The 15097-nt window shown below is 40.6% G+C and carries 11 protein-coding genes; 10 read left to right on the top strand and 1 reads right to left on the bottom strand.

Annotated elements, in window-relative coordinates; genetic code table 11:
- Positions 1 to 12 precede the first annotated feature (12 nt).
- The 10 genes from BW935_RS08460 (at position 13) to BW935_RS08415 (ending at position 13941) form a co-directional block, all read left to right on the top strand.
- Positions 13 to 1569, top strand: a complete 1557-nt coding sequence (locus BW935_RS08460; protein WP_076500554.1) for a RagB/SusD family nutrient uptake outer membrane protein — start codon at positions 13 to 15, stop codon at positions 1567 to 1569.
- Positions 1570 to 1821: 252 nt separating this feature from the next.
- Complete coding sequence (locus tag BW935_RS08455; RefSeq protein WP_076500552.1) at positions 1822 to 2820, top strand: arabinan endo-1,5-alpha-L-arabinosidase; 999 nt, start codon at positions 1822 to 1824, stop codon at positions 2818 to 2820.
- Between the two features lie 21 nt (positions 2821 to 2841).
- Complete coding sequence (locus BW935_RS08450) at positions 2842 to 4434, top strand: alpha-N-arabinofuranosidase (RefSeq protein ID WP_217695357.1); 1593 nt, start codon at positions 2842 to 2844, stop codon at positions 4432 to 4434.
- Between the two features lie 11 nt (positions 4435 to 4445).
- Positions 4446 to 5951, top strand: coding sequence for an arabinan endo-1,5-alpha-L-arabinosidase (locus BW935_RS08445; RefSeq protein ID WP_076500549.1), 1506 nt, complete (start codon positions 4446 to 4448; stop codon positions 5949 to 5951).
- A gap of 2 nt (positions 5952 to 5953) precedes the next feature.
- Positions 5954 to 8308 (top strand): glycoside hydrolase family 127 protein, encoded by a 2355-nt coding sequence (locus BW935_RS08440; RefSeq protein ID WP_076500547.1) that lies wholly within the window; start codon positions 5954 to 5956, stop codon positions 8306 to 8308.
- A gap of 33 nt (positions 8309 to 8341) precedes the next feature.
- Positions 8342 to 9892: an alpha-N-arabinofuranosidase gene (locus BW935_RS08435; protein ID WP_076500545.1), complete on the top strand. Its 1551-nt coding sequence runs from the start codon at positions 8342 to 8344 to the stop codon at positions 9890 to 9892.
- A gap of 26 nt (positions 9893 to 9918) precedes the next feature.
- Positions 9919 to 11586, top strand: coding sequence for a ribulokinase (locus BW935_RS08430; protein ID WP_076500791.1), 1668 nt, complete (start codon positions 9919 to 9921; stop codon positions 11584 to 11586).
- Positions 11587 to 11675: 89 nt separating this feature from the next.
- Positions 11676 to 12032, top strand: a complete 357-nt coding sequence (locus BW935_RS08425; RefSeq protein ID WP_076500543.1) for a four helix bundle protein — start codon at positions 11676 to 11678, stop codon at positions 12030 to 12032.
- A 44-nt stretch (positions 12033 to 12076) separates the two neighbouring features.
- A complete protein-coding gene (locus BW935_RS08420) occupies positions 12077 to 12775 on the top strand; it encodes an L-ribulose-5-phosphate 4-epimerase (protein WP_076500541.1) in 699 nt (232 codons plus the stop codon).
- 17 nt (positions 12776 to 12792) lie between these two features.
- Complete coding sequence (locus BW935_RS08415) at positions 12793 to 13941, top strand: aldose epimerase family protein (protein WP_076500539.1); 1149 nt, start codon at positions 12793 to 12795, stop codon at positions 13939 to 13941.
- A 92-nt stretch (positions 13942 to 14033) separates the two neighbouring features.
- On the opposite strand, the gene BW935_RS08410 is transcribed toward BW935_RS08415, so the two are convergent.
- Complete coding sequence (locus BW935_RS08410) at positions 14034 to 15041, bottom strand: glycoside hydrolase family 43 protein (protein ID WP_084565886.1); 1008 nt, start codon at positions 15039 to 15041, stop codon at positions 14034 to 14036.
- Positions 15042 to 15097: the final 56 nt, after the last annotated feature.

Here is a 15097-nt window from a genome sequence, read left to right as displayed (position 1 = left end):
AATAATCTAATTATGAAAAAGTATATATATACCCTTTTGGCAGGCGCGATGTTAGCAGGAGCTAGCTGCGACTCACAATTGGAACTTACAAACCCTAATATACCTACTACGGGAACTTTTTGGCAAACAGAGGCTGATGCTGTGGCTGCCGTGAACTCTATCTACAACAGTTTGATGATAGATGGTACCTACATGAGAATGTTTCCTTCCTTGATGGATGGACGAGGAGATGATATCCAAGGCGATAGTCCTTGGCCAGATCTGATGCTGGTAGCCAATTTTACAATCCCTACTACATCAGGTCCTGTTGCTTGGGTATGGGAGGCACATTATCAAATGGTCTGGAGAGCAAATCAAGTTTTAGGCAATGTGCCTGATATTGACATGAATCAAGATCTCAAAAATAGGGTGTTGGGTCAAGCTTATTTCTTGAGAGGGTTGGCATATTTTAATTTGGCGAATTTCTACAAAGAAGTTCCTCTAATCACTACACTACCTGCTGATAGATCAGAATTTTATCCTAGCACGGCTTCAGAGGAAGATATTTGGAATCAAATCATTTCTGATTTCACCAATGCTAAAGCTAATCTTCCTGTTAATTACCAAAATGTAACTGGTCCAGATAGAGGGCATGTGGGTAGAGCTACTTCAGGCGCGGCTACTGGAATGCTCGGAAAAGCATTAGTCTACAGACAGAGATGGGCAGAAGCCGCGGTTCAATTTGAAGAATTGATCGCTGGTCAACATGGACCTTACAGGTTAATGGAGAATTATAGGGACAATTTTGACCCGAGAACTGAAAATAATGCAGAGTCTCTCTTCGAAGTACAATTCGCCACACCTGAAGAAGTAGGGGGCTCTGAACTGAACTGGGGAGGTAATCCAAATGCCAACTGGACGCAAGTGTCTGCACAAGCAATCACCTACGCCGCAAGAGGTTATGGATTCAACGATTTCTTGCCTACCAGAGCACTTTACAATGATTTCCACTTGGAAGCTACCGTAGATGGTAGAAAAGACCCAAGGCTGCTTGCGACTATTGCTTCATTTGAACCAACTGAAAATAGCACAAGGCTTTATAATGATGAGTGGCCTTACGGTCCAGATGAAATCTATCCAAGAAAATATACCAATGATGGTTTTGGACCTTCTGTCGAGCCTCAATTTAGATCAGGAATCAATTATCGAGTGCTCAGATATGCAGATATTTTGATGCTACATGCAGAAGCACTCAATGAATTGGGAAGAACACAAGAGGCTTATGGATTTATCCAACAAGTGAGAGATAGGGCAAGACTTCCTAATCTTGCTACTGTCAAGCCAGGAATGAACCAAGCTCAAATGAGAGATCAAATTGCGCATGAAAGATTCTTGGAGTTTGCAATTGAAGGTCAGCGAATCAATGACCTCATCAGATGGGGTTGGTTTAACGATCCTCAAAAAGTAGCCTTCTTGAGAAGTAGAGATGCTGAGTTCAATACTTGGACACAAGGCAATCAATACATGCCTATACCTCAGGGTGAATTGGACAACAATCCTAACCTGTCTCCAAATAGCGCGAATAATTAATAGGGTAAGTAGTTTTGTAAAAGCGGGTTCTTGGTTTATTTAGCCAAGAGCCTCGCCTTTCTTCCTACATCCTTTCAAATCATAAAGGCTCATAGCCTTACTTTCAATCTCAAACCTATAATACATCTGAATAAAAGTAAGGTAGATTTCTACCTTACTTTTTTCAAAAGTCTGCTCTATTTGAAAATAGCAGTAACATCCTTGGCTGATTGGAGTGATGTATTTTGAATGTTTACATAATCCCAACCCAAAATGAAAACCTTCCTAATAACCATAATTGCTTTTTTTATTTTTTCTGCATCTCAAGCACAAGATTCAGAATATAGGACTGATATTCCTGTCCATGACCCAGTAGTGATCAAGCAAGGAGATACCTTTTACCTTTTTTGCACTGGCTTTGGAGTGGCTGTCTGGTCGTCGCCAGACTTAAAACAGTGGAAAAGAGAAGCCCCTGTATTTGCTGAAGCACCGACTTGGGCGAATGATATCAACCCTGAATTTAAAAACCATATTTGGGCACCTGATATTACTTTTCACAATGATCGATATTACCTCTACTATTCAGTATCTGCTTTTGCCAAAAATACTTCTGCTATAGGTTTAGCAGTGAATAAGACTTTAGATCCAACTTCCCCTGATTTCAAATGGGAAGATAAAGGTATTGTTATCCAATCAGTGCCAGGTAGAGATCTCTGGAATGCGATTGATCCTAACTTGGTATTTGATGAAGCGGGTACGCCTTGGTTGAATTACGGGTCTTTCTGGAATGGGATGAAACTTGTCAAGCTTGCCGATGACCTCAAAACAGTCCAAAATGGACCAGAAGACTGGTATACTATCTCAAGAAGAGAAAGATCTTTCGAATTGGATGATCGAAATCCAGGTGATGGGGCTGTGGAAGCTCCTTTTATATTTAAAAAGGATGGCTGGTATTACCTCTTTGTGTCTTTTGATTATTGCTGTAGAGGAGTGAATAGTACTTACAAAATGGTGGTAGGTAGATCCAAAGATGTGAAAGGTCCTTACTTAGATAGATTCGATAAAAGCATGTTTGAAGGAGGAGGCACATTGGTGCTTGAAGGAAATGCTGACTGGCATGGAGTAGGGCATAACTCTGCTTATACATTTGACAAGCAGGATTACTTGATATTTCATGGCTACGATGCACATGACAATGGAAGATCAAAATTATTGATCAGAGAAATGAAATGGGACAGTGATGGCTGGCCTATAGTGAAATTGGAAGAATAAGAATAATTAACCCTAATTAAAATGTTTGATTTCAAAAAAATGACCACAGGCTTAGCATTTTGCAGTGTGATGTTTGGTTTCTCAGCCACATCACCTGCCCAAAATGCTAGAATTAAAATCGACCTAGATCGTAAGATTGGTGAAGTAGACAAGAAAATCTATGGAAATTTTGTAGAACACCTTGGACGATGTGTTTATGGAGGTATCTACGACCCCGGAAATCCGCTTTCAGATGAAAATGGCTTCAGGCTAGATGTGCTTGAAGCGGTCAAAGGCCTGAATGTCTCCTTAACCAGATACCCAGGAGGAAACTTTGTCTCCAATTATAATTGGAAAGATGGTGTAGGCCCTAGAGAGGATAGACCCACTCGATTAGAGTTAGCCTGGAGTCGTCTTGAATCAAATCAATTTGGTACCAATGAGTTCATGGATTATGCCAAGTTGATGAATACAGAACCATATTTTGCTGTAAACTTAGGCACAGGAAGCATCCTAGAAGCTCAACAATGGGTAGAATACACCAATGTTGAATCAGGCCCATATTATGCTGAGTTAAGAAAAAAGCATGGATATGAAAAACCTCACAATATCAAGTATTGGAGCTTGGGAAACGAAATGGATGGCCCTTGGCAAATGGGACATCTCAGTGCTGAAGATTATGCCAAAAAAGCCCGAGAAGCTGGTAAGTTGATGAAATTGACAGATCCTTCAATCAAGTTGGTTGCTGCTGGTTCTTCTAATTTTTACCCAGGTGCTAACCCTATGCATTGGAATAGGGTAGTGATTGACGAGCTCAAAGATGTGGTAGATTACCTTGCTTTACACATGTATGTAGGTAATGTAGAGGATAATTATTACGCATTTGTTGCCTCTCCTTTGGTTTTGGAGGAAAGAACCCACCTGGTAAAAGGCATGATTGATGAAGCCATGACGAGAGCCAATAGGAAAGGGAAAGACCCTATATACATCGCATGGGATGAATACAATATTTGGTACAGATGGAGGTCCTCTGAGACCATGTCAGGTGATATTGCTTTAGAAGAAAGGTATAACCTAGAGGATGCATTGGTGATAGCCTCATTCTTGAATGCATTTATTAGGAATGCAGATGTAGTGAAAATTGCAAATATGGCTCAATTGGTCAATGTAATCGCTCCAATTTTTACAAACGAAGAAGGGCTTTTTCTACAGACGATTTATCACCCTTTGGCATTGTTTGCTCAGCATGCGCATGGTACTGCTTTAGATGTCTATGTAGATTCTGAAACTTACAATACGGGTGATTTTGCCTTGGGTCTAGGAGAACAAAGGGCTAATTTGAAGAATGTGCCTTATTTAGACGTTTCCGCCACTATGAACGGCGACGAGGTCATCATCAATGTAGTCAATAGACATAAGGATAAAGCAATTACAACTGATATTTTAGCTTTTGAAGGCGAGTTTACAGGAGATTTTGAGGTGTTTGAGGTAAATGGTCCAGATATCAAATCCATGAATGATTTTGGGAAAACTACTGTGGATACTAAAACAAAGTCTCTCAAAGGGAAAGGTGGAAAAGTAACCTACACCTTCCCAGCGCATTCCTACACGATGATAAAAGCGAAAATCAAGTAATCCCTTTTAAGATGCTAGCTAGATCAATTACATATCGCTTTTTTCTCTTAGTGCTTACCATGGGATTGATTCTTTCTTGTAGTGAAGCGCCTGATGAAGCTCCTAGCTCAGAACCACCTACAGGTCCCACTGGACCTACGCCTGTACAAGGAGTTCCGGTACCGTTGGAAGAAATACAAGACTCGTACGGTCAAATTTCTTCTTTTCAATTTGTTAGTCAATGGGGGCCATATAATTCCCATGATCCATCTGTAATCAAAGACGGAGAATGGTTCTATAGCTTTGGAACGGATGTAGCTTATGGACAGCCTTTGTCTAGGGTTGGGATTCAAGTTAGAAGGTCCCGTGATTTGGTAGCATGGGAGTTTAGAGGTTGGGCTTATAATGGAAGACCTCAGGGTGGAGTCAATTTTATCAGACAAAATGGTGGAGAGCCTTTTGACAATGTTTGGGCTCCTTACATCATCAAAGTTGATGAAGAATACAGGCTGTATTATTCTCAATCATCCTCCACATTCAGGTTGAGTGCCACAGGGCTATTAGTTTCAGATAACATAGAAGGACCATGGGAAGAAAGAGGCTTGGTGGTAACATCCACGACAAGTACACCCATAACCAATGCGATCGATCCAGCTGTAATCATAGATCTAGAAGGGAGACATTGGATGTACTATGGATCTGCCTACGATGGCCTTTATGTATTAGAGTTGAACCCAGAGACAGGTCTAGCCAAGACCCAAAATGACAAAGGCAGAAGAATAATTCAAAGAGGTTTCACAGGAGGTAGAATCAATGGGAATATAGAAGCCCCAGAAGTTATTTTTAATGAAGCCACTGGCTATTATTACATGTTCCTATCTTATGATTGGTTGGAAACCAAATACAATATCCGAGTAGGAAGATCAACTAGTCCCACAGGCCCATTTTTAGATTTCAATGGAAGAGATATGAATGGTGAAGAGGATAATGGACCGATGATCGTGGCACCGTATAGATTTCAAGGTCACGGAGGTTGGCAAGGTGTAGCTCACAATGCAATATTCAGAGATGGAGATCAGTTTTATATCGCACACCAAGGAAGACCTTCAACAGATAGATTTTATATGATCAAACATGTCAGAAAAATCTATTGGACCGAAGATGGCTGGCCAGTAGCTTCACCACAGAGATTTGCGAATCTTGCGCCAAAAGAAATTAATAGAGAGGATATCGTTGGGACGTGGGAGCAGATCATTCTAGGGTATAGGGTCGTGCCTGGGTACGCGGAAGAACAATTTTTGCCTGATCATCAAGTTTCAGCTGACCTTAGGCTCAATGAAGATGGTACCATTGGCGCTGATGCTAACAATGTATGGTCTTACGAGAAACCGTGGTTGACCTTGAATTATGGGAATGGCGCATTTATAGACAAAGTCTATGTAGATGTGGAATATGATTGGGAAAACAGAGTAGAAAGTATCATTTACACTGGTCTCAATAATGAAGGAACAGCCATTTGGGGCAAGAAAAAGCAATAAATATGACCTATAAATTTAAATTATGCATATTGTTTACCTTTTGGTTCAGCCTTACTTTGAAGGGTTCAGCTCAAAATGATTATGTGCAGTTTTTTGGATTGGATCAGGTCAAATTACTCGAGAGTCCTTTCCTCTATGCCCAAGAAGTAGATAAGCGCTATATCCTTGACATGAATGTGGATAGATTACTTGCACCTTACATGAAGGAAGCAGGGATTCCTTGGGCTGCTGACAATTATGGCAATTGGGAAAATACTGGTCTCGATGGGCATATTGGAGGCCACTACCTCTCTGCTTTGTCCATGATGCTAGCATCCACTGGGGACCCAGAAATCGATCAAAGGCTTGACTATATGTTGGAGCAATTGAAACTTGCTCAAGATGCGGATGGGAAGGGGTATCTCAGTGGCGTTCCAAATGGAAGACAAATTTGGGAAGAGCTCCGATCAGGTAATATCAGAGCAGGGAGCTTTTCTCTCAATGACCGTTGGGTACCCTTATACAACATCCATAAAATTTATGCAGGTCTGAGAGATGCTTATTGGATCGGTGGTAAGGAAATAGCCAAACCCATGCTGATCGCATTGTCAGATTGGTTTTATGAACTGACGAAAAATTTTTCCGAGGAGCAGTTTCAGGAAATGCTGATCAGTGAACATGGAGGGCTCAATGAAGTTTTCGCAGATGTTGCTGTGATAACAGGTGAAGCCAAATACCTAGAATTGGCTAGGAAAATGTCTCATCAACAGGTCCTAAACCCTTTGAAAAACTCAGAAGACAGACTAACAGGCATGCATGCCAATACACAAATCCCCAAAGTCATCGGATTTCAGCGTATTGCTCAAGTTGCCAAAGATGAAAAACTCCATGATGCCTCAGATTATTTTTGGCAAAATGTGGTCTATCAGAGATCGATATCCATTGGAGGAAATAGTGTCAGAGAACATTTCCATCCTACTGCAGACTTCTCCTCCATGCTTTCTTCCGAACAAGGGCCTGAGACTTGCAATACCTACAATATGCTGAGACTTTCAGAGATGCTATTTCAAACTGCTCCTGATAGCAAGTATATTGATTATTATGAAAGAGCTGTTTTCAATCATATTCTTTCTACCCAACATCCCGAAAAAGGAGGTTTTGTATACTTTACCCCAATGCGGCCCCAACACTACAGGGTATATTCACAGCCCCATGAAAACTTCTGGTGTTGTGTAGGTTCTGGATTAGAAAACCATGCCAAATATGGACAAGCCATCTATGCTTATCGAGAAGATATTCTTTTCGTCAATCTATTCATAGCTTCCGAATTGGATTGGAAAGAGCAAGGCATAAAAGTAATACAAACAACCAATTTCCCAGAGGAAGAAAATACCACTATAGGATTTACACACAGGGGCAGGAAAGAATTTAAAATTAAAGTTCGCTATCCTAGCTGGGTCAAACAAGGACACTTGAAGGTTGCTATCAATGGCAAACAACAGGAAATTACAGTAGATAAGTATGGGTATTTTTTACTTGCAGGCAAATGGTCATCAAAAGATCAAATCCAAATAGCCCTTCCCATGGAAACGAAGACTGAACAAATGCCTGATGGCTCACCATGGTATTCTTTTACACATGGTCCGATTGTATTGGCGGCAAAAACAGGAGATGGAGACCTAAAAGGACTTTTTGCAGATGACAGCAGAATGGGGCATGTGGCTTCTGGAAAAATGATCCCATTAGAACTGAGCCCTGTTTTAAAACAAGATATTCAACCAATGCCGAAGCAAAAAGGAGATGAGTTTAAATTCCTATTAGCAGCGAATCAGTTTTATCAGTTAGAGGAGGACATTGAGCTTGTTCCTTTCTACTCAATTCATGATAGCAGGTATCAAGTTTATTGGCCAGTAGTAGCAGATGTAGAGCTAGAAGCATTCAAAAAAGAGCTAAATACCAAAGATGAATGGATGCGAAGATTGGAAGAAATGACAGTCGATCAAGTAGCAGTCGGTGAGCAACAACCTGAAACAGAGCATGGTTTCAAAGGATCCAACACACAAATAGGTCAAGAGAATGGTCGATTTTGGAGAACTACTTCCGAATATTTCCAATATACGCTGAAAAATAAGGAGCAAGAGGGTAAGGTTTTGCGCTTTACCTACTTGAATACCCATTCATCGCAGCCCTTTCATATTTACATCAATGGACAACTTTTGAAAACAGAAAGTCTAGCCGGTTCTAGTGACCAACTTATTGTCATAGAGTATGATTTGTCAGGTTACAATGGAGAAACTTTAGATGTGAAAATCGAAAGCGTGGAAAGTAAATCCACTCCAAAATTGAATCATATCCGATTGATGAAAAGAAATATGTAGTGCATTTTACAATAAACCTATAATCTATAAGAAATGAAGACAAGAAGCTTAAAAGGAATGATTTTATTGGCAGCAGCCCTGCTGGTAACTTTTGTTTCCAATGCTCAAAACCGACTAATCGTCAATGCTGATCAAGGTAAAACAACCATCAGTAGACATATCTATGGTCACTTTGCCGAACACTTGGGAAGAAATATTTACGGAGGAATATGGGTGGGACCTAACTCTGATATACCCAATGAAGATGGCTATCGAAAAGATGTCATGCAAGCCTTAATTGATCTTGAAATCCCAAATTTGAGATGGCCAGGAGGTTGCTTTGCCGACGAATACCATTGGACAGATGGTATAGGCGATCCTGCTGATCGCCCTAAGATGATCAATACCCACTGGGGTGGAGTGACTGAGGACAATTCTTTTGGTACACATGAGTTCATGAACTTCGCCAAGAAAATCGGAACGGAGCCATACATCACAGGCAATGTAGGTTCTGGTTCTGTAGAGGAAATGTCTAAGTGGATAGAATACATCAACTTTGATGGTGTAAGTCCAATGGCAGATTTGAGAAGAAGAAATGGGCAAGAAGAACCTTGGAATATCAAATACTGGGGTGTGGGCAACGAAAGCTGGGGCTGTGGAGGAAACATGACTCCAGAGTATTATGCAAATGAGTACAGAAGATATGCTACCTACGCAAGAGATTATGGCGGAGCAAAACTTTACAAAATTGCTGGTGGTGCAAACAACTGGGATTATAACTGGACTGAAGTCTTGATGAAGAATATCCCACTTTGGATGATGGATGGGCTTTCTTTACATTATTATACCATCGCAGGTTCATGGGAAAACAAGAAGTCAGCTACACAATTCGATAAAGAGACTTACCTTGAGACACTAAGAAAAGCTGCATTCATAGATGAATTGATCACCCGTCATGGAACCATTATGGATAAATATGACCCTGAGAAAAGAATCGGGATGATTATAGACGAGTGGGGAACATGGTTTCAAGTAGAGCCAGGAACTAACCCAGGATTTCTCTACCAGCAGAACACCATGCGTGATGCCCATGTAGCTGCTATTTCCTTGAATATTTTCAACAAACATGCCGATAGGGTACACATGGCCAACTTGGCACAAACTGTCAATGTCTTACAAGCAATCATTTTGACCAATGAGACTGATATGATATTGACTCCAACATATCATGTCTTTGATCTTTATAAGCCTCACAAAGACGCTACTTTATTGCCCCATCATTTAGTGTCCGAGGAAGTAAGCTTTGGAAAAGAGAAAATGGAAGCTTTGAATGTATCAACTTCAAAATCAGACGATGGTACCGTAAATATCAGTATTGCCAATATCCATCCGGATAAAAAAATCGACCTGGATGTCGTATTGAGAGGTATAGAAGCTAAGAACGTTTCTGCTGAATTCGTAACTGCTCCTGCCATTGACGCTTACAATACCTTTGAGAAAAAGGATGTAGTCAAAAAAGCAGCTTTTAGAGATTTTAAATTGAACAAAGACTCTTTGAAAATTTCCGTACCAGCAAATTCGGTTTTGATGGTAAGGGTGAAATAAAATTGATTGCGAGAAATAAGAAGCAAATGAACGAACAATTTGTAATAGGACTAGACTATGGATCTGACTCTGTAAGGGCTGTATTGGTAAATACTGCTGATGGTAACTGTCTAGCTAGCCATGTCTATTGGTATCCTCGATGGAAGGAAGGGAAATATTGTGATCCCATTTCAAATAGATTTAGACAGCACCCTTTGGATCATTTGGAAGGCTTAGAAGTGACCATCAAAGCAGTCTTGGAAAATTCTGGAATTTCAAAAAATCAGGTCAAGGCGATTTGCGTTGATACCACTGGGTCTTCGCCGATGCCAGTAGATGAAAATGGGATATCCCTAGCTTTGAAACCTGAATTTGCTGAGAATCCTAATGCCATGATGGTACTATGGAAGGATCATACAGCAATCAAAGAAGCTGATGAAATCAATCATGTAGCGAGAACATGGGGAGGAGAAGATTACACCAAATATGAAGGGGGAATATATTCTTCCGAGTGGTTTTGGGCAAAAATTCTCCACGTTATCAGAGAAGATGAGGCAGTGAAAGCAGCAGCCTTTTCTTGGATGGAGCACTGTGATTATATTACTGCGCAATTGATCGGCTGTAAGGACCCTTTGGAAATAAAAAGAAGTAGATGTGCTGCCGGACATAAAGCGCTCTGGCATGAGAGCTGGGGAGGACTTCCTCCAAAGGACTTCTTAGGGGAATTTGATCCTTATTTGGTTGACTTAAAAGATAGACTCTATGCTGACACATATACTTCAGATGAAGTCGCTGGTCAGCTAAGCCCTGAATGGGCAGAGAAACTAGGGCTTTCAACAGATGTAGTGGTTGCAGTGGGAACCTTTGATGCACATGCTGGTGCAGTAGGAGGGGAGATAGCTGAAAACACGTTGATTAAAGTCATGGGGACTTCTACCTGTGATATCATGGTAACCAATAAAGAAACCCTAGGAGATAAATTAATTCCTGGGATATGTGGTCAAGTTGATGGTTCAGTGATTCCTGGGACAATAGGACTCGAGGCAGGTCAATCTGGATTTGGTGATGTCCTAGCTTGGTTTAAGAGCCTTCTTTTGAAACCCTCTCTAGCGCTAATTGAACAGAGCGATTCACTCACAACAGATCAAAAAGAGCGCCTGATTGCAGAATTAGAAGATAAATTGATCATCAAACTTTCGGAAGAGGCCGTAGCCATCCCTGTAAGGGAATCCTCCATTGTAGCTCTGGATTGGATCAATGGTAGAAGAACACCTGATGCCAATCAGGCACTTAAAGGAGCTATTAGAAATCTCAATATGGGCTCAGATGCAGCTCGAGTTTTCAAGTCTTTGGTTGAAGCCATCAGTTTTGGCTCCAGAAGTATCGTGGAGCGCTTCAGACAAGAAGGAGTACAGATCGATGCGGTCATCGGACTAGGTGGAGTTGCCAAGAAATCAGCATTGGTCATGCAGACCTTAGCAGATGTCTTGAACATGCCGATCAAAGTAGCGTCTTCTGACCAAGCGCCTGCACTCGGAGCAGCGATGTATGCTGCTGTAGCCGCAGGTATCCATCCCAATACCGAGGCTGCTATCCAAGCCATGAGCTCTGGTTTTGATAAAGTCTACCAACCAATTCCAGCCAATGTCTCAGTATATGAGAAGTTGTATGCTGAATATGTGAAGTTCGGAAAGCTGGTGGAAGAAGGTAATTGATTTTAGATTTTAGAAGGTAGATTTTAGATTGGGAGAGAGATTATGTAGTTTTAATAGTCTTCAATTTTTCCAATCTAATTTTTACTACTATGCAAAATCTAATTAAGGAAAGAACTAAGAGATTTGCTCTTGATGTGATTGAACTTATTGAATTGCTGCCAAATTCGGCTTCGGCAAAAGTCATTTCATATCAATTTACCAAATCAGCTACTTCTGTAGGGGCAAATTATAGAGCTGTATGCAGGGCAAGAAGTGATAATGAGTTTATTTCAAAACTTCAAATTGTTTTAGAAGAAGCAGATGAAACTTGTTATTGGTTAGAGTTAATTCAAGCGAAGGGTTGGGTTGATGTTTCGTGTCAACTACAAGAAGCAAATGAGCTAACAGCTATATTTGTCAGTAGTCTAAAAACAGTCAAAAATAGGGTTAAAAATTCAAACAAATAATTTTAATTCCAATCTTAAATCTTAAATCTAAGATCTAAAATAAAATGTACAAAGAACTTAAACGCGAATGTTACGAAGCCAATATGCAACTGCCCAAACTAGACCTTGTGGTTTATACTTTTGGGAATGTAAGTGCCGTGGATAGGGACAAGGCTGTCTTTGCAATCAAGCCTAGTGGTGTTCCTTATGAAGTATTGAAAGTGGAGGATATAGTAATCGTGGACTTTGATGCCAAAGTCGTGGAAGGGAATATGCGCCCCTCTTCTGATACTAAAACACATGCATTTTTGTATAAGCATTGGGGAAATATTGGAGGGATTTGTCATACGCATTCTACCTATGCGGTAGCTTGGGCACAGGCATTGAAAGATATCCCAAATTTTGGAACCACTCATGCGGATCACTTGACAGCTGATATTCCATGTGCACCCCCAATGGCCGATCACCTGATCCAGGGTGATTACGAGCACAATACGGGACAGCAGATTTTAGATTGTTTTGCTGAAAAAAAACTAAGTCCAGAAGAAGTAGAAATGATCCTAGTAGGAAGTCATGGACCATTTGCATGGGGAAAGGATGCTGCAAAGTCAGTCTACAATAGCAAAGTCCTAGAGGAAGTTGCTAGAATGGCTTATCTTACTTTACAAATCAATCCAAATGCAGCAAGACTAAAAGATGCTTTGATCAAGAAACACTATGAAAGAAAGCATGGAAAGGATGCTTATTATGGACAAGGATGCTAAAAATCACCACTCGATATATGACAAATAACAAAATCACCACCACCGCCCGCATGCTAGGTTTGCTGGCTTTTATAAGCTGGAGTTGCTCCGCTCCCAAAACTGAGGAGAAGAATATGATTCAAGAAACCATCAATTTCAAAGTTAAGGTACAGGAAGTATCTGTTGGAGACAAAAAGGCCAAGCTCTTTCAATTAGACAATGGCAACGGAATGGAAGTGGAAATCTCCAGTTTTGGAGGAATTATTTCCAAATTGATTGTTCCAGATAGGAATGGCAAAAGTGAGAATATCGTACTCGGCTATGAGAAGATCGCTGACTATGATAACAATGACTATTATTTTGGTGCAGCCATTGGTAGATTTGGAAACAGGATCGCTCAAGGCACTTTTGAATTGGATGGAAATACCTACCAATTGGCTACAAATGATGGAGAAAATCATTTGCACGGCGGATTAGCTGGTTTCAACAGGGTTTTCTGGGATGCTGAATACATGGAGGGAGATGAATCCATGATTGTAAAGATGACTTATACAAGTCCAGATGGTGAAGAAGGTTATCCAGGGAATCTGAAGACGACTTTGACTTTTGAGTTGACCTCAGACAATAAATTATTGTTAGAGTTTGCTTCTGAAACAGATCAGCCTACCATAGTCAATTTGACACATCATGGATATTTCAACTTGAGTGGGATGAAAGAAGATATTCTTGGTCATGAACTGACCATTCATGCGCCAAAGTATACTCCTGTAGATGCTGAATTGATTCCAACGGGAGAATTGAAAGCAGTGGCTGGAACTCCCTTTGACTTTACAAGTCCACATTTGATTGGAGCACGGATAGGAGAGGTTCCTGGAGGCTATGACCATAACTTTGTGGTCAAAGAAGCACATTCTGAGGAATTAGTGAAAATGGCCGAATTGTATCATGAAAGTTCAGGAAGACTCATGGAGGTGCATGCAGATTCGCCGGCTGTTCAGTTTTACTCTGGCAATTTTCTAGATGGAAAAGTAACAATCAATGGGGTGAATTATAAACAATATATGGGTCTTTGCCTAGAGCCACAGACTTTCCCCAACGCTCCCAATGAGCCAACCTTCCCCTCTGCTAGACTAAACCCAGGAGAGCTGTATTCACATAAAATTCAATATCACTTTAAAGTAAAGTAAGAATTAAGAAGGATGAAGGTGCTTTCTTCATTCTTCTTAATTCCTTTCCTCTTCATTCTTTTGTTTTTTAATCTAAAATCTAAGATCTAAAATCACAAAGTCTTCTCAACTCCTTCCGTAGTCATCACGACTCTTTTTAAGGTGCCGTCAGGATTATAATAGAGGTAGTCTATACAGACAGATCTTCTATAGCTCCCCCCTTGGGTAGGAATGCTGCCGTTGTGATAGATAAAATAGTCTTTTCCTTTGTACTCGATGATTGACTGATGGTTAGTGTTGGTATTTCCTGCTACTTCATTGAGAATTCCCTTGTATTCCCAAGGACCTGTGATGCTCTTACTCATGGCATAGGCGGTTTTCTCTGGGAATTGATAAGCATAACTGAGATAGTACCAATCCTTTTTCTTGTGTACCCATATCGCTTCAGTGAAATTTGGTAAGTCTATTTTATGGATTGCACCATCTAACTCAATCATATTAGGTTTAAGTTTGGCCCAATATGCTATCGTATTGCCCCAAAAAAGGTAAGGCTGTCCATCATCATCTATAAAAACAGCAGGATCAATGTCATCCCAGCTAATATCGGTGTCTGTAGTCATGTCATTGGTGATCAATGCAGCTCCAATAGCATCTTGCCATGGACCAATTGGACTGTCAGATACAGCTACGCCAATTGCTTTTCCATGGATTTCTTTATGGCTCACTGTAACAAACCAATAGAATTTACCATCCTTTTCAATGGTATGGGCTGCCCAAGCATCACCCGAAGCCCATTCAAAAGTTTCTACCACATTTAAGGCTGCTCGCTCTTCCCAATTGACCATATCCGTAGATGAATAGATCAACCATTCATGCATTTCATAAAAATCCTTTCCAGGAGGTGCTTGGTCATGTCCTACATAGAGATAGACCGTATCATTGTGTACCATAGCAGCAGGATCTGCTGTGAACTTATCAGTAATGATTGGGTTGCCAACTCGCTCTATCAATGAATAGGGCACTTGTTCTTGAGTTTTTTCCTGCACAGATTCAGAACAGGATCCCAAAGTCAAAATCAATCCTGCCAAGGCAAAACTGATTTTTGCAGCTAAGTTTTTCATAGTTTAAGAGATATGTTTTTAAGGTTTATTTATTCAATAGCAATATAAAAAATTTA

Source organism: Belliella pelovolcani (genome assembly GCF_900156785.1).
In the GTDB taxonomy this organism is placed as follows: Bacteria; Bacteroidota; Bacteroidia; order Cytophagales; family Cyclobacteriaceae; genus Belliella; species Belliella pelovolcani.
Note: the sequence above shows the minus strand (reverse complement) of the source record. Positions and strands in the feature narration are given on the sequence as shown.